The following is a 16,079-nucleotide window of genomic DNA, read 5'->3' as shown; positions in this document are numbered from 1 at the left end:
GGCGTCCAGATTGGACAGCGGTTCATCCATCAAAAACAGCCTGGGGTTGCGGACGATGGCGCGCGCCATCGCCACCCGCTGGCGTTGGCCGCCAGACAGCTTGCCCGGTTTGCGGTCCAGCAGTTGGTCCAGTTGCAGCAAGTGCGCCACTTTCTCCAGCCGGGGTTGCCAGCTTGCTTTCGGTTCATGGCGAATCTGCATACCGAAGGTAATGTTTTCTTTCACTGTTAGGTGTGGAAACAGCGCGTAGTTCTGAAAGATCATCGCGAAGTTGCGCTCGCGCGGCGAGTGGGCGGTGATGTCGTCACCATCCAGCCAAATCTCGCCGTCGCTCACCGTTTCCAGCCCGGCCAGCAGACGTAGCAGTGTGCTTTTGCCGCAACCGGATGGCCCCACCAGTACCAGAAATTCGCCGTTGGCAATCTCCAGCGACAGCGAGCGTAGCGCTGGTTTGTCGTCAAATCGTTTGCTGACGTTGTGCAGTCGTAACGTAGCCATCAACGTTCATCCACCGGACAACTTATGCTTTCGTTGTACAGCCACGGACCGGCGTAATGCGACAGCGGGTGCAGATAGCTAACCCATTGCTGGTCTACCTGGCGGTGCATCAGGCAGGCCGGTGGCGACATGTCGTAGTAAGGGCGGGTGTCTTCGTGGTAGTAGGGCACCTGATGGACCGTACCCGGCACGGTGGCGATGATCGCCTGACGGTACTGGGTCATGATCAGGCAGTGGTTGTGCCCGCAGAAAATACGCACCAGTAAAGGGAAACGCTCTACCAACTCCAGCAGGCGGTGGCCGTTCTCGCAGGCGATGCGGTCCATCTGGGCGGAACCGAGGGCGAGCGGCGGGTGGTGCATGAACACGGTGGTGGGTTTGTCATCACGCATTAACTGCGCCTCCAACCAGCTCAGCGTCTCTTCCGTCAGCCAGCCTTTAGATGTCCCGGCGCGACTGGAGTCGATAAACAGCAGCCGGGTGGCGAAATCGTCAATGGCGTAGCGCATATTCTGTGGGTCGTTACCCAGCTGTGGGCACAACGGTTGCAGATACTCCAGAAAATGAGTTTTGTCATCGTGGTTGCCGGGGATGATGTACAGCGGATAAGCCAGATTGCCCAAAATCTGGCGGGCTACCTGGTATTCCGACGGGCGACCGCAGTTGACGATATCACCGCTAATCACCACCGCGTCCGGGCGTTCAGTCAAGGCGTTAAGCTGCGATACCACGTCGGCATTACCGGCGTTGATGTCGATGAAATCGTAAAGTTTTTGCCCTGGGCTTCGGAAATGGGTGTCGGAAATTTGCGCTAACAGCATGAAAAACTCCTTATTTTATCCCTGAGAAACCAAAACTTCTCAGGAACTGTTTTTGGAAAACGATAAACGCCAGCATCAGCGGCAGGCACACCATCAGTGTCCCGGCGCTGATCATTCCCCACTGACCGCCGGATTCGGCACCCATGGCGAACGACACTAACCCAACGGTCAGCACCTGTTTGTCCGGGTCGTTGAGCATCATCAGCGGCCACAGATACTCGTTCCAGTGATAGGTAATGCTGACGGTGGCGAACGCCAGAATGGAGGGCCAGGACATCGGCAGCAGCACGCGGAATAGCACCTGCCACCAGCGGCAGCCTTCCATCAGCGCGGCTTCTTCAATCTCTTTGGGAATGGCCAGAAACGCCTGGCGCATCAGAAATACGCCAAACGCTGAGGTGAAATAGGGCATCATCACGCCGGTCAGGGTATTGAGCAGGCCGAACGCCTTCAGCGTCATCATGTTGGGCACCATCATCACCACCGGCATGATCATCAACTGCACCAGAAACAGCAGGAATAGCGTCTGCTTGCCGCGAAACTCGTGGCAGGCGAAGACGTATCCGGCGGTGGTGATGGTGAGCAACTGGACGAAAAAGGTGCCGAAAGTAAAGAAAAGGGTGTTGGCGTATAGGCTTATCCAGTCGGCGCTCTGCCAGGCGTCGCGGAAGTTGTCCAGTGTCAGCGGCCAGCGCGGCAACAACGACGCCATTCCGACGCCAAAAGTGGTGGCGCTGAATGCCGACGAGAGCATCCAGATAAACGGGCTTATCCACAACAGTGCGGCGCAGATCATCAGCAGGCTCAGGGTCGCCCGGCGTGATTGACGCCAGCGCAGCCATGTTGGCAAAGGCGTTCGGGTGGCGCAGGCCACGGCGGGGGAGGTTTCAACGCTCATAATGCGCCCCTTTCTCAAGCACTTTCAGGTTAATCAGTGAGAAAACGAACAGCCCTGCCAGCGTCAGGAAGGTGGCGGCCGAGGCTTTGCCGAGGTCGTGGGTGTCCCAGGCCAGGTTCTGGATGTAATACAGCAACACGGTGGTGGCGTTGTCCGGCCCGCCGTGGGTCATCACCGCCACATGGTCGATTTGGGTGATGGAGTAAATCAGCGCGGTGGTAATAACAAAACTCAGTGTGGGGCGCAGCAGCGGCAGCGTGACGCGGAAAAATACCTGCGTCGACGTGGCGCCTTCCATAATCGCGGCTTCACGTGTGGACGGCGGGATGCTCTGCAAACCTGCCAGAAAGAACAGCATGTAGTAGCCGGCGAATTTCCATACGCCAATCAGCGCAAGGGCCAGCAGTGCGCTGTTGCTGCGGCCCAGATAGTTGTTGTTCATCGGGCCGAACAGTTTGGCCAGATAGTAATCCAACAGGCCGAGGCCGGGCATGAAGATAAACAGCCACAGTGCGGCGGCGCTGACCATCGGGATGATCATCGGGAAAAAAAAGGCGGTACGTAGCCAGCGGTTGACTGCATGGTTTTCCCACAGCGCTACCGCCAGCAGCAATGCCAGCACCACGCCGGGGATCACCGTCAACAGGATATAGACCAGGTTATTGATCAGCGCGCGCCAGAAAACAGCATCATTCAGCAGGCGAACCACGTTTCCTAAACCGACGAACGGCGCATCTGCACCCGACATGCGGGTATCGAACAGGCTGTCATAAACAGAACGCAGCAGTGGAAAGTAGGTGAACAACAGTAAGAACAGCAAAGAAGGCGATAGAATCACCCAAGGGAGCCAGTTTTTTTGCATGGTGATAGTTTTCGCATGGTGATGGTTTAATGCCAGTCAGCAGGTTTCATAAAACGGAAGGCATATGCTGCGCAGGGAATACTGCAAGGGCATGGCAGACTGGTGACGATTTGGTGACGATGGTTTCCATAAAATAAAACCGTGGCTGATGGCTTGTACTGCGGCGGGAAAAAGCGTTTGATTAACCCTGTAGTGCTTGCGTGATTATCGATCCATTCATCCAGGGAGGTTTTATGTCTGTTTCTGCTCGTAATCAACTTGATGGGGTTGTAGCCCGAGTTTCTGAAGGTGCGGTCAATAGTGAAGTGGTGCTAACGCTGGCAAGCGGTGAACCGCTGACTACCGTGATTACCCGCAGCAGCGTTGTGTCGCTCGGGCTGGCACCCGGTAAAGCAGCGGTAGCGTTAATCAAGGCACCTTGGGTCATTTTGGCTTCGGCCGATTGCGGCCTGAACTTCTCCGCTCGTAATCAGTTCAGCGGGACGATTGATGACGTGGTTAAAGGCGCGGTACACGCCACCGTGCATATCACCACCGCCAAAGGTCTGAAACTGACCGCCAGTGTCACCAATGAAAGTGTGGAAGAGATGGGATTGCAGGCCGGTTCGGCAGTGCTCGCCTTGATCAAAGCCTCCAGCGTTATTCTGGCGACGCGTACCTGATGATGTTCGGCAACGACACTAACGTTGTACACCATATCGCTGTACACCATGCCGCTGCACACAATCTTTACACTCAAATCTCTCCTTTCTTCGGCAGATTTCGGGTAATCTGAGGCGCTTTTTAGCGGCAGAGATGTGCGGTGTTTGCCGGGCTGTGCTTTGCCGCATGTTTCTCCTCTTTTTTCACATTAACTGTGTTTTCCTCCGGGCTGTCTGGATAACGACAATGTCGTGCATGGTTGGTTTGTTAAAACTGGCCGGTATGACAATCAAGAAGATGTTCATCATGACGCAACAAACCTTTTCCAAGGAACTGTTCCACCCCCGTTACTGGCTGCTGTGGTTCGGCCTGGCCGTGCTGTTTCTGTTGGTACAGTTACCTTATCCGCTGCTGATGCGGCTGGGCAGTCGACTGGGGCGTAGCTCCCGCCACTTTCTCAAACGTCGGGTCAGTATTGCCCGCCGCAATCTGGAACTCTGTTTCCCCGATATGCCATCATCACAACGTGAAGCGATGCTGGAGGCGAATTTCGCCTCGCTGGGGATGGCGCTAATGGAAACCGGCATGGCCTGGTTCTGGTCTGATAAGCGGGTCAGGGCGTGGTTCGATGTTTCCGGCTTGGAGAACCTACAGCAGGCTGGGCGCGAACAGCGCGGTGTGATGGTGATTGGTATCCATTTTATGTCGCTGGAATTGGGCGGTCGTGCCATGGGGCTGTGCCAGCCCATGATGGCGATGTACCGGCGGCATAATAATAAGTTGATGGAACTGGTACAGACCTGGGGGCGCTCACGCTCTAATAAAGCGATGATCGACCGTAAGGATTTGCGCGGTATGGTGCAGGCGTTGAAAAGCGGCGAAGCGGTATGGTTCGCTCCCGATCAGGACTACGGCCCGAAAGGTAGCGTGTTTGCGCCTTTCTTTGCGGTAGAACAGGCGGCGACGACCTGTGGCACGTTCACGATCCACCGTCTGGCTAAACCGGCGATGATCACCACGGTGTTGATTCGCAAGCCGAACCGGCAAGGGTATCAACTGGTGATTGAACCCGAGCTGGAAGATTATCCCGATCAGGATCAGCAGCAGGCCGCGCACTACATGAACCGGGTGATTGAGCGGGAAATTCTGCGTGCGCCAGAACAGTACTTATGGTTGCACCGTCGCTTCAAAACCCGCCCATGCGGCGAGGCGTCACTGTATCGCTAAGTCCGGATGGACTGGACGCAAAAAAAGTGGCTGCCCGAAGGCAGCCACAAAAAGAAGGAGAGAATGACTGATGATTAGCGAAACAGCGCGTAGGGATTAACACCGCGGTAGGTTTTGCCCAGCGCTTTTAGGATTTGAGTGATTTGACGGACAATACTCATGATGTTCCCCCTACGTATAAAAGAATTATTGGTTGAAAGTACCGAAGTTGATGGTGAAGTTTTCAAACATAGCGATAATTTTGTGCAGCAGTTTCATTGTCGTATTCCTCTGTGTGATTCATTATTTCTGTGATGTTGTTCACGGTTTTAAAGATACACCCTGCTCAGGGAGTGGTCAACTTTTTTGTGACCTACATCACAAAAAGATGAATGGGTAGTCTACTCTTCCTGAACCACAGTTTTATTTTCTTTCATACTCAAGATGTTGCTATTCGAACATTGGCGGAACGTCATTGGCTTGATGCGCGTGGCTACAGTATGCCGCGTTCGGTTTGCGCCATTTTCAGCGCAATCACCGCCTGAATGCAGGGAATAGCAGTTGAAATGGATGTCCCGAAGGCAGGATAATCTGCCGCCTCAACAACAACTGGCAGGATTCAGCCGCTTTGTAACGCAACGGTTAATCGTTTGCGTCGCAGGCTGGAGTGGGAAAGTGGCAGTCTGTCTGGCGTCTGGCAAGGGGCGTTACGTCGCACCGCTTTCACCGAATACTGGGCAAGTGCTGGTCACGGCGCTTGATAACCATACGTTTTAACCATAACGGTTGATAACCATAAAACGACATTTCAGGGGATACACCATGTCCAATACCACTCGTCAGGCTGACGATGCGGCTCGTCCCGCAGGCGCGCTTGATGCCTTTTTCAAGATTACGCAGCGTGGCAGCAGTGTTCGTCAGGAAGTACTGGCGGGCCTGACTACTTTTTTGGCGATGGTTTATTCGGTCATCGTCGTGCCAGGTATGCTGGGTAAAGCTGGTTTCCCGCCCGCCGCGGTGTTTGTGGCGACCTGTCTGGTGGCCGGGGTAGGTTCACTGCTGATGGGGTTGTGGGCCAACTTGCCGATGGCGATCGGTTGTGCGATTTCGCTGACTGCGTTTACCGCCTTTAGTCTGGTGCTGGGGCAACATATCAGCGTGCCGGTCGCACTGGGTGCCATCTTTATGATGGGTGTGCTGTTTACCGTGATTTCTGCGACAGGCATCCGCTCCTGGATCCTGCGTAACCTGCCGATGGGCGTGGCGCATGGAGCGGGCATTGGTATCGGGCTGTTCCTGTTGATTATCGCCGCGAACGGTATCGGTTTGGTCATTAAGAACCCTATCGACGGCTTGCCGGTGGCGTTGGGGCATTTCACCGCGTTTCCGGTGGTGATGTCGCTGATTGGTCTGGCTGCGACTATCGGTCTTGAAAAACGCCGTGTACCGGGTGGTATCTTGCTGGTGATCGTTGCCATTTCTGTTATCGGTCTGATTTTCGACCCGAACGTAAAATATCAGGGGTTGTTCGCTCTGCCGAGCTTGACTGATGCCAACGGTCAGTCGCTGATTTTCAACCTTGATATCAAAGGCGCATTGCAACCGGTGGTACTGCCGAGCGTGCTGGCGCTGGTGATGACGGCGGTATTTGACGCTACCGGCACCATTCGTGCGGTAGCCGGTCAAGCCAACCTGCTGGACAAAGACGGCCAGATTATTAATGGTGGCCGTGCGTTGACCGCCGACTCCGTTAGCAGCATTTTTGCCAGTCTGGTGGGAACGTCTCCGGCAGCGGTCTATATTGAATCCGCAGCGGGTACGGCTGCAGGCGGCAAAACTGGCCTGACTGCGACCGTGGTGGGTGTTCTATTTCTGCTGATTCTGTTTCTGTCGCCGCTGTCTTATCTGGTGCCCGCTTATGCAACCGCACCGGCGCTGATGTATGTCGGCTTGCTGATGCTGAGCAACGTCTCCAAACTGGATTTCAACGACTTTGTTGATGCCATGTCCGGCCTGGTGTGTGCGGTATTCATCGTGCTGACCTGTAACATTGTCACCGGCATCATGCTGGGCTTTGGCTCACTGGTGCTGGGCCGCCTGTTCTCTGGCGAATGGCGCAAACTCAACCTTGGCACCGTGATTATCGCGATAGCGCTGGTGGTGTTTTACGCTGGCGGCTGGGCGCTCTAAACCACATTTTTTCACGTCATACTTAAGGGGAACGAGCGTTCCCCTTTTTTGTTTCTCTGTGCCAAAGGTGCTGGTTTTTTGTCATCACTTCCTGTTCATCGCACAATATCTTGTTACTATTCATAAAGATCATCCATCGGATGGTGTAGTCGGTGCCCGATGGCAGCTACCCGGCCTCCTTTCATGTAACGGCAAGCAACCAGGGAACACATGGAAATATTTTTCACCATTCTGATTATGACGTTGATCGTTTCGCTTTCAGGCGTCGTGATACGTATTCTACCCTTCCAGATACCGCTGCCGCTGATGCAGATAGCATTGGGTGCTATGCTGGCCTGGCCGCAATTCGGCCTGCATGTCGATTTCAACCCTGAGTTGTTTATGGTGTTGTTTATTCCGCCATTGCTGTTTGCCGACGGTTGGAAAACCTCGACCCGCGAATTCCTGCATCATATGCGTGAAATTCTGGGGCTGGCGCTGGTGCTGGTGGTGATTACCGTGGTGAGTATTGGTTACCTGCTGCACTGGATGATCCCGGAAATGCCGCTGGTGGCCGCTTTTGCGCTGGCTGCCGTTTTGTCTCCCACCGATGCGGTGGCCCTGTCCGGTATTGTCGGCGAAGACCGAATACCCAAAAAATTGATGGGAATTTTACAAGGCGAAGCGTTGATGAACGACGCCTCCGCACTGGTGTCACTCAAATTTGCGGTGGCGATCGCCATGGGAACCATGGTGTTCACGGTTTCCGGCGCGACACTGGCGTTTTTGCAGGTGGCGCTGGGGGGCCTGCTGGCCGGAATCGGCGTTACCTGGGTGTACAGTAAATCCCTGTCGTTACTCGGTCATCAGAACGATGACGATGCCGCCACTCAAATCGTATTACTGCTGTTGTTACCGTTTGCGGCCTACCTGATCGCTGAACACTTCGGTGTTTCAGGCATTCTGGCGGCGGTGGCGTCGGGGATGACTATCAGCCGAACTCAATTGTTGCGGCAGGCACCGCTCAACATGCGTCTGCGCGCCAACGGCGTGTGGAACATGCTGGAGTTTGTGTTCAACGGCATGGTGTTTCTGATGCTGGGGCTGCAACTGCCCGGTGTGATTGAAGAGTCGATTGTGCAGGCGGAGCTGGATCCGACCATCGAAACCTGGATATTGTTCGCCGATATCGTGCTGATCTATGGTGCCTTGATGTTGCTGCGGTTTGCCTGGCTGTGGTTGATGAAGCTCTACAGCCGTTATGTACAGAACAAACGCCCGATGTTGTTTGCTCACTACACCTCGCGTGAGATCTGGATCAGCACCTTTGCCGGTGTGCGGGGGGCCATCACGCTGGCGGGTGTGCTGTCCATTCCACTGTTTCTGAGTAGCGGCGAGCCGTTCCCGTCCCGCTATCAACTGGTGTTTATTGCCACCGGTGTGATCCTGTTTTCACTGTTGTGTGGTGTGCTGGCGTTACCGCTGCTGTTAAAGGGCATTACGCTGACTGACCACAGCGTGCAGAAAAAAGAGGAACGCATCGCGCGGGTGACGATGGCGCAGGTAGCTATCGATAGCCTGAAAAAAATGCAGGAGCGACTGGCGGCAGACCGGGAGGAGAATCTGGACGATCAGGTGCTGGCGGAGGTGAGCGCGCGCGTCATCGGTATGCTGCATCGTCGCGTGGCGGGCACCGACGAGCTGGAAAACAACATGGCGGTGGAAAATCTGGAGCGGCGCTTCCGTCTGGCTGCTGTCAGTGCGGAGCGCGCTGAACTGTATCATCTGCGCGCCACACAGCGCATCAGCAATGAAACGCTACAGAAAATGTTGCGCGAACTGGATTTGCTGGAAGCGGTACTCAGCGAGAAAGTATAAAAAAACCGGAGAGCAAGCTCCCCGGTTGTCGTGATTCATGTTGCGTTTAGTGAGATGACCCTTTGGATATGCCAAGGCCAGTTTGCGAACGGATGAACTGTGCCTTGAATTTGCCACGTTCTTCGACGGCGTTGGCTGAATTGTCGGTAATCGAGAAAAACCAGATACCGACAAACGCCACCAGCATCGAGAACAACGCCGGGTATTCATACGGGTAAATCGGGCTGGCATTGCCGAGGATTTTCACCCAAATCGTGGGGCCCAGAATCATCAGGATGACGGCCGTCAACAGCCCGGCCCAGCCGCCGATCATGGCACCGCGGGTGGTCAGCTTAGACCAGTACATCGACAGCAGGATTATCGGGAAGTTACAGCTGGCCGCAATCGAGAATGCCAACCCCACCATGAAGGCGATGTTCTGTTTTTCAAACAGAATGCCCAGCAGGATAGCGATGACCCCCAATGCCAGCACCGTGAGTTTCGATACCCTAAGTTCTTCACGTTCTGTCGCCTGTCCTTTTTTAATGACATTGGAGTACAGATCGTGAGAAACCGCGGAAGCACCGGCCAGCGTTAATCCAGCGACTACCGCCAGAATGGTGGCGAAGGCCACGGCAGAGATAAAGCCGAGGAAGAAGTTGCCGCCCACCGCATTTGCCAGATGTATCGCCGCCATGTTATTGCCACCAATCAGCGCACCCGCAGCATCTTTAAATGCCGGGTTGGCACCCACCAGCAGAATAGCGCCGAAGCCGATGATGAAGGTCAGGAAGTAGAAATACCCCATGAAACCGGTGGCAAAGAACACACTTTTTCGTGCTTCTTTGGCGTCGCTGACGGTGAAGAAACGCATCAGAATATGCGGCAGACCCGCGGTGCCGAACATCAACCCTAACCCGAGAGACAGTGCAGAAATCGGGTCGGATACCAGTCCACCGGGTTTCATGATAGCGATACCTTTCGCGTGAACCTTGGTGGCTTCGGTGAACAGGCTATCGAAGCTGAAGTTCACCGTTTTCAGCACCATGATCGCCATGAAGGTTGCACCGCACAGCAACAGCACCGCTTTGATGATTTGTACCCAGGTGGTCGCCAGCATACCGCCAAACAGTACGTACATCACCATCAGAATACCGACCAGCACCACGGCGACATGGTAATTCAGCCCGAACAGCAACTGAATGAGCTTACCGGCACCGACCATCTGGGCGATCAGATACAGTGCCACCACCACCAGTGAACCGCAGGCAGACAGGGTACGAATCGGTTTTTGCTGCAATCGGTAGGAAGCCACGTCGGCGAATGTGTAGCGCCCCAGATTGCGCAACCGCTCCGCAATCAGGAACAGGATGATCGGCCAGCCCACCAGAAAGCCGAGCGAGTAGATCAAACCGTCAAAGCCGGACGTGTACACCAGTGCTGAAATGCCGAGAAACGAAGCCGCAGACATATAATCCCCGGCGATCGCCAGCCCGTTCTGAAAGCCGGTAATGTTGCCGCCCGCCGTATAGTAATCGCTGCGTGAGCGGGTACGCTTGGACGCCCAATAAGTAATGTAGAGCGTTGCTGCCACAAACAGCACGAACAGTACGATGGCCTGAATATTCAGTGGTTGCTTCTGGACGTTACCGGAAACGGTATCCGCCGCCTGTGCCCATATCGGTAGCCCCAGTAAAGCAGTCAGCAGAAAAATGCGGCTTTTCATTTTTGTACCTCGCTAAGCAGCTCTTTGGTCAGACGGTCAAATTCGCCATTGGCGCGGTAGACATAAATACCGGTGAGCACAAAGGAGATAACGATGAGCCCAATACCCAACGGGATGCCGCGGGTCGTCCCAGCACCGGGCGCGATTGGTGTTCCCAACCAACCCGGCGCAAAGGCGATCAACAAAATGAAACTGATGTACAACACCAGCATGATCAGCGAAAGAAAAGCGGCAAAACGCTGCCGTTTCTGGACCAGTTCTTTAAATAGCGGGTTATCTTCAATCCGTTGATAAATGAGATCATTCATCATAAATCTCCAGTCAGATAAGTCGCGTCGTCCTTACGGACGGCTGTTTTTCAGGTGCCACTACACACCAAACGGCGTCATGCAGTCTGGTGTGGTGGCGCTGTTTTATCGGCTAACAGTTACGATGGTGTGTGATTCATGGCTTGTTTTTCTTCCAGCAGTTTCTCTACCACGCCAGGATCGGCGAGGGTGGAGATATCCCCCAGGTTGCTGGTATCCCCGGCTGCAATCTTGCGCAGAATACGACGCATGATTTTGCCGGATCGGGTTTTCGGTAGTGCATCGGTCCAGTGCAGGATATCCGGGGTGGCGATGGGGCCGATCTCTTTGCGTACCCAGTTGCGCACTTCGGTATACAGCTCGCTGGTAGGTTCCTCCCCGTGATTAAGGGTGATATAGGCGTAGATAGCCTGTCCCTTAAGACTGTGTGGAATACCGACCACGGCGGCTTCAGCGATTTTCGGGTGTGAAACCAGCGCCGATTCGATTTCCGCCGTTCCCAGCCGGTGACCTGATACGTTCAGCACGTCGTCCACGCGGCCGGTGATCCAGTAATAGCCGTCTTCGTCACGGCGTGCGCCGTCACCGCTGAAATACATGCCTTTAAACGTAGAGAAATAGGTTTGTTCAAAGCGCTCGTGGTCGCCAAACAGGGTGCGCGCCTGACCTGGCCAGGAGTCGGTAATCACCAGATTACCTTCACAAGCGCCGTCCTGTGGGTTGCCGATATTGTCTACCAGGGCGGGTTGCACGCCAAAGAACGGCAATGTTGCTGACCCCGGCTTGGCTTCAATGGCACCCGGCAGCGGGGTGATCATGAATCCTCCGGTTTCCGTCTGCCACCAGGTGTCGACGATAGGGCAGCGGCTGTTACCGATTTTCTTGAAGTACCACTCCCAGGCTTCCGGGTTGATGGGTTCCCCCACCGATCCCATGATTTTGAGTGACTGGCGCGAGGTGCCTTCAATCGCTTTGTCGCCGTCAGCCATTAGCGCACGAATAGCGGTGGGTGCGGTATACAGAATATTGACCTGATGCTTGTCCACCACTTGCCCCATGCGGCTGGCGGTGGGCCAGTTAGGAACACCTTCAAACATTAGCGTGATAGCGCCGCAGGCCAGTGGGCCGTACAACAGATAGCTGTGACCCGTAACCCAACCAACGTCAGCGGTACACCAATAAATGTCGCCAGGGTGATAATCGAACACGTATTTAAAGGTGGTCGCCGCGTAAACCAGGTAACCGCCGGTGGTATGCAGTACCCCTTTAGGTTTACCTGTGGAGCCGGAGGTATACAGGATAAACAGCGGATCTTCGGCGTTCATTTCTTCCGGCGGGCAATGATCATCCACCTGAGCGACCAACTCGTGCCACCACAGATCCCGATCGTTCTGCCAATTGCCGGGATTGCCAGTGCGCTGGAAGACGATCACATGATTAACACTGGTGACGGCTGGGTTGCGCAGGGCTTCGTCAATATTCTTTTTCAGCGGAATGGTTCGCCCTGCACGAATGCCTTCATCGGCGGTGACCACCAGTTTAGCGTTGGAGTCGACGATGCGACCGGCGATGGATTCTGGGGAGAATCCGCCGAAAATGACCGAATGCACCGCACCGACGCGGGCACAGGCCAGCATCGCTACAGCCGCTTCCGGCACCATCGGCATATAAATAGCAACAACATCGCCTTTACGGATACCTTTTGATTTCAGTACGTTGGCGAAACGACAAACCGCCTGATACAGCTCGCGGTAAGTGACTTTTTTGCTTTCTCTGGCGTCGTCGCCTTCCCAGATGATCGCGGTTTGATCACCTAATGTGTCGAGATGGCGATCGAGGCAGTTGGCCGCTACATTTAATGTACCGTCTTCAAACCAGCGGATACGGACATGGCCTGGGTCAAAAGAGGTGTTTTTGACGTGTTGATAGGGTTTGATCCAATCAACGATCTTGCCTTGTTCCCGCCAGAAAGTATCAGGGTCCTGAACCGATTCCTGATACATCTTCTTATATTGTTCGGCGGTGATTAAGGCGTTTTCCGCAATGGCGGCGGGTATAGGGTGCTTATTATATTGGCTCATAGCGCTTCTCCTTAAACGTTGTTAATATTATGTCAATCAAAAGTTAATAACAGTGAGTCATTAACCTTTGTTTCTTTTTTGCGCTATGGATCACGCATTACAGGAAAGAGCTGAGGCGCTTTTTGTTAAGGATAGTCCCTGATTGGCGGTGGCATGGGGAGGAAATAGCCAAAGCACACAACTTTGTGCGACTTTGCTCACATTTTTATCACTTATGTGTCGTTCTTTGAATTCGTAAAGGGAATAGTTAACGAAAATGACTATTTCATCGATATTAACTATCATTAATAAGATTTCGATCGGACGATATGATCAAACAGGCAAAAGATCGGCCTTATTTGGACGATCGACTTTCGGCGGAAGCAGATATAGTGCTAACGATCCCTAAAAGGGTGACATTTAATGCCTCCATTTCGTTACGAAATTGTTTTAATTGTAAATGATTCGTGGGCAATGAATAGGCTGATTATTGTGATAGATAATTTCGACTTTCGATCTGCTGGAAGACGTGGGATATACTTTACCAAAGCATAATATTTATATTGTTTGGACTGCATAATAACGCAGGAAATTAAGTTCTTGCTCATAAAATCCTTTGTTTTGGCTGATTTAGTTCTAATTATATCAACGGTTTAAATATTGCATTTACCAGGTAATTTATCTGGTTAATTTTAAAACTATCCTCAAGCTACCTGGATTTAGGCTGCGTCAGGGGGATAGATTTCACATAGCAAGAAACAGAGGACATATGAGTCTGATATTTGGGCAGAATGAAATCATGAGCATGTTAAGCGCTCCTGTTCACAATGATAGACGAGCAATTGCGGTCATTGATGACAAGTGCAAGATACTCTGCGCGAATTCCGCATTTAATGCACATTTTGGTTTACGTACCGGCACCACAACACCCGCTTCTATTGACGAAGTGCTCCCGGTTAATGTGCGGTTCGCATACCAGGATTTTATGACCAACAATGACCTGCTCAGCACGCATGTCGCCTGGGATCTGCTGTCTGACGGGTTTGCCAAAAAGCCGCTCAGCACGCTGTCGTTTTCCAAGCTGAATGTGGAAGATCGGGTATTGTCGCTGTTAATCCTTAACCAGGATGATGGGGACATCACCACAACGATGGCGTCATAAAATGTGGCATCATGAGAACGGCATCGGTAGTGTCATAAAATGGGATGTCTAAAAATTAAACACACACCGAATCAATTCATTCATTGATCTGATTTTTGTGTTTTCATGCTGACTATTATTAATCATTTTGACGATTACACTATTCTCCTTCTTTTTGTGTTGTTTTTATATCGATACGTTTCGATATCCTATTCGACGATCAGGCTAGTAAAGAATCCACATTTAAATACATTTATTAGCGTTAAGTGTCTTTTTTTATATCTCATTACAGCCGCTGCAACAGGAAACATTCTTCTTTTATTCGCTTTCAATACTGATGACATAATGTTGCAAGGCTAATTATTTGCGGCCTGTATAGGTTACTTTGCTGAAATATGACAGGCGAAACAGGCGCGTATTATTCCCATTCCTGACTGCATGGCTGCCTGTTGGGGGGCGTCACCTGTTTAACGCCTGTTGGAAGAGCCGACTGTCGGCAGCGGTATGGGTGACATCGACAATCACCTACGGTGATCGTCCAACCCGACTGAAGTTGCGGTTTACCCCTGCTGGAAGATGATGAGCGCTTATCATGTAACCAAAAACCGGTGCGTACAAGCTAACGCGGCCAGCCAACGCACCTGCAACTTGAAGTATGACGGGTATATCACTGCTCATCAATGATGAATAAGACAATATCTCATTATATTTAATAGGGGATACCGCATTCCCGAATGTCATATTTAGTCTCTGGCTAATTCGAGCCCTATTTACATTTTTCATACGGCTAATAATAGGTGTGCCATGCTATGGCAACGCCAACCATGAAGGGACAACACGGGCGTTGTTCACCGTGCTTGCGTATTATTCTGCTGCTTTGATGATAAAAAACTCAATGAATTAACCAGGCCTGGTGCCTGAGTCAGCACTGTTGTGCTGGTATTACGATGGCGTCAGTGATACCGATATAGGCCTACAGTGACGCACTATAGCGTTCGTGGGATTAACGAAACATTCCTTAATTATCAAACTTTTGCATTTAATTTCACTCACTCTGCTCCCGCATGTTTTTGGCTTGTCTTTAACCTTTCAAAGGTTAAGGGATAGATTTCCTCTCGTGATAATGCTCACAAGGTTATGGGCGTTTGCCTAATTTTCTGTTTCATAACTTCATCATATGGAAAACATTGCCTAATGACTAAATGAAATACAGCCATAATAATCTAAATAAAACATGGTTTTTCTTTAATTAATACGCAGTTTCTTTTTTGTGATGTTGATCTCTTTGCTATATCGCGACAGAGAAATATATCTGCGTTTTGCTTGATACAGATTTACGCCATATCTCTGATGCATTTTTCGATACACACAGTTTATTGCTGCAAATCTTGTAAATGGGTTAACTATTCAGGCAGGTAATCAACGTGAAAATTGAATCGATCGACGTCACCGTCTTCACTTATCCCACTCGTCGCGTTTCCGACAGCGCAGGACATTCTCATCCCGGTGATGAGCATCAGGCCAGTATGGCGCTGTTGACCATCACCGCCGACAGCGGCCACAAAGGCTATGCGTTTGCACCGCCGGAAGTGATCCGTCCGTATGTGGTGAACAGCTTTTTCCGCAAGGTGCTGATTGGGCAAGATCCGTTTGATCGCGAGCGGTTGTGGCAGGATCTGGTGCACTGGCAGCGCGGCAGCGCCAACCAACTGACCGACCGGGCGCTGGCGATCGCCGAACAGGCGCTGTGGGACCTGGCCGGGCGCGTGCTGAACCTGCCGGTGTACAAACTGCTGGGCGGTTACCGCGATAAAGTACCGGCCTACGGCAGCACCATGTGCGGCGACGAGCTGAGCGGTGGCCTGTCCACGCCGGAAGAGTACGGTCAGTT

General features: G+C 52.5%; 13 protein-coding genes and 1 pseudogene. 7 read left to right on the top strand and 7 right to left on the bottom strand.

The features are described from left to right. The 4 genes from OB87_RS12115 to OB87_RS12100 all read right to left on the bottom strand — a co-directional run. Nucleotides 1-498 (bottom strand): ABC transporter ATP-binding protein (locus OB87_RS12115; RefSeq protein ID WP_033569692.1); only part of this gene is annotated, 498 nt, incomplete at its 3' end. Beyond that, the gene (locus OB87_RS12110) at nt 498-1,319 is read right to left on the bottom strand and encodes a phosphodiesterase (RefSeq protein ID WP_033569691.1); all 822 of its coding nucleotides are present in this window, start codon (nt 1,317-1,319) and stop codon (nt 498-500) included. The genes OB87_RS12110 and OB87_RS12115, both read right to left, overlap by 1 nt. 10 nt (nt 1,320-1,329) lie before the next feature. Further along, nucleotides 1,330-2,217 (bottom strand): carbohydrate ABC transporter permease, encoded by an 888-nt coding sequence (locus OB87_RS12105; protein ID WP_033569690.1) that lies wholly within the window; start codon nt 2,215-2,217, stop codon nt 1,330-1,332. Next, a complete protein-coding gene (locus OB87_RS12100; RefSeq protein ID WP_033569689.1) occupies nt 2,207-3,079 on the bottom strand; it encodes a carbohydrate ABC transporter permease in 873 nt (290 codons plus the stop codon). Before OB87_RS12100 ends, OB87_RS12105 begins: the two co-directional genes overlap by 11 nt. A gap of 233 nt (nt 3,080-3,312) precedes the next feature. Between OB87_RS12100 and OB87_RS12095 the strand changes: the two genes are divergently transcribed. From OB87_RS12095 to OB87_RS12080, 5 genes are all read left to right on the top strand, one after another. Continuing rightward, the gene (locus OB87_RS12095) at nt 3,313-3,741 is read left to right on the top strand and encodes a TOBE domain-containing protein (protein ID WP_033569688.1); all 429 of its coding nucleotides are present in this window, start codon (nt 3,313-3,315) and stop codon (nt 3,739-3,741) included. Between the two features lie 283 nt (nt 3,742-4,024). Further along, entirely contained in the window at nt 4,025-4,948 is a 924-nt protein-coding gene (gene lpxP, locus OB87_RS12090; protein ID WP_449505736.1) for a kdo(2)-lipid IV(A) palmitoleoyltransferase, read from the top strand. 549 nt (nt 4,949-5,497) lie between these two features. Next, complete coding sequence (locus OB87_RS20645) at nt 5,498-5,704, top strand: hypothetical protein (protein ID WP_152605891.1); 207 nt, start codon at nt 5,498-5,500, stop codon at nt 5,702-5,704. Between the two features lie 45 nt (nt 5,705-5,749). Continuing rightward, on the top strand, nt 5,750-7,117 hold the full coding sequence (locus OB87_RS12085; protein ID WP_033569687.1) for an NCS2 family permease: 1,368 nt from the start codon (nt 5,750-5,752) through the stop codon (nt 7,115-7,117). Between the two features lie 210 nt (nt 7,118-7,327). Beyond that, nucleotides 7,328-8,974, top strand: coding sequence for a Na+/H+ antiporter (locus tag OB87_RS12080; RefSeq protein WP_033569686.1), 1,647 nt, complete (start codon nt 7,328-7,330; stop codon nt 8,972-8,974). 46 nt (nt 8,975-9,020) lie between these two features. Here OB87_RS12080 and actP read toward each other — a convergent pair whose 3' ends face one another. From actP to acs, 3 genes are all read right to left on the bottom strand, one after another. After that, nucleotides 9,021-10,679, bottom strand: a complete 1,659-nt coding sequence (gene actP / locus OB87_RS12075) for a cation/acetate symporter ActP (protein WP_033569685.1) — start codon at nt 10,677-10,679, stop codon at nt 9,021-9,023. Continuing rightward, complete coding sequence (locus OB87_RS12070; RefSeq protein WP_033569684.1) at nt 10,676-10,987, bottom strand: DUF485 domain-containing protein; 312 nt, start codon at nt 10,985-10,987, stop codon at nt 10,676-10,678. Before OB87_RS12070 ends, actP begins: the two co-directional genes overlap by 4 nt. Before the next feature lie 119 nt (nt 10,988-11,106). Beyond that, nucleotides 11,107-13,068 carry an acetate--CoA ligase gene (gene acs, locus OB87_RS12065; protein ID WP_033569683.1) on the bottom strand — a complete coding sequence of 654 codons (1,962 nt, stop codon included), beginning with the start codon at nt 13,066-13,068 and terminating at the stop codon, nt 11,107-11,109. Between the two features lie 748 nt (nt 13,069-13,816). On the opposite strand from acs, the gene OB87_RS21115 reads away from it, so the two are divergent. Further along, the gene (locus OB87_RS21115) at nt 13,817-14,209 is read left to right on the top strand and encodes a hypothetical protein (protein ID WP_033569682.1); all 393 of its coding nucleotides are present in this window, start codon (nt 13,817-13,819) and stop codon (nt 14,207-14,209) included. Nucleotides 14,210-15,612: 1,403 nt separating this feature from the next. After that, nucleotides 15,613-16,079: pseudogene (locus tag OB87_RS12055) on the top strand (enolase); the annotation flags it as partial.

It is taken from the genome of Dickeya undicola (assembly GCF_000784735.1).
In the GTDB taxonomy this organism is placed as follows: domain Bacteria; phylum Pseudomonadota; class Gammaproteobacteria; order Enterobacterales; family Enterobacteriaceae; genus Dickeya; species Dickeya undicola.
This window is presented reverse-complemented; position numbering and strand designations above follow the sequence as displayed.

What these genes read in the sequence shown, in the direction of transcription:
- actP (WP_033569685.1), bottom strand. Translation starts at nt 10,679, where the DNA reads ATGAAAAGCCGCATTTTTCTGCTGACTGCTTTACTGGGGCTACCGATA.
- OB87_RS12105 (WP_033569690.1), bottom strand. Translation starts at nt 2,217, where the DNA reads ATGAGCGTTGAAACCTCCCCCGCCGTGGCCTGCGCCACCCGAACGCCT.
- OB87_RS12070 (WP_033569684.1), bottom strand. Translation starts at nt 10,987, where the DNA reads ATGAATGATCTCATTTATCAACGGATTGAAGATAACCCGCTATTTAAA.
- OB87_RS12110 (WP_033569691.1), bottom strand. Translation starts at nt 1,319, where the DNA reads ATGCTGTTAGCGCAAATTTCCGACACCCATTTCCGAAGCCCAGGGCAA.
- OB87_RS12100 (WP_033569689.1), bottom strand. Translation starts at nt 3,079, where the DNA reads ATGCAAAAAAACTGGCTCCCTTGGGTGATTCTATCGCCTTCTTTGCTG.
- OB87_RS12080 (WP_033569686.1), top strand. Translation starts at nt 7,328, where the DNA reads ATGGAAATATTTTTCACCATTCTGATTATGACGTTGATCGTTTCGCTT.
- OB87_RS12085 (WP_033569687.1), top strand. Translation starts at nt 5,750, where the DNA reads ATGTCCAATACCACTCGTCAGGCTGACGATGCGGCTCGTCCCGCAGGC.
- OB87_RS20645 (WP_152605891.1), top strand. Translation starts at nt 5,498, where the DNA reads ATGTCCCGAAGGCAGGATAATCTGCCGCCTCAACAACAACTGGCAGGA.
- acs (WP_033569683.1), bottom strand. Translation starts at nt 13,068, where the DNA reads ATGAGCCAATATAATAAGCACCCTATACCCGCCGCCATTGCGGAAAAC.
- OB87_RS12095 (WP_033569688.1), top strand. Translation starts at nt 3,313, where the DNA reads ATGTCTGTTTCTGCTCGTAATCAACTTGATGGGGTTGTAGCCCGAGTT.
- OB87_RS21115 (WP_033569682.1), top strand. Translation starts at nt 13,817, where the DNA reads ATGAGTCTGATATTTGGGCAGAATGAAATCATGAGCATGTTAAGCGCT.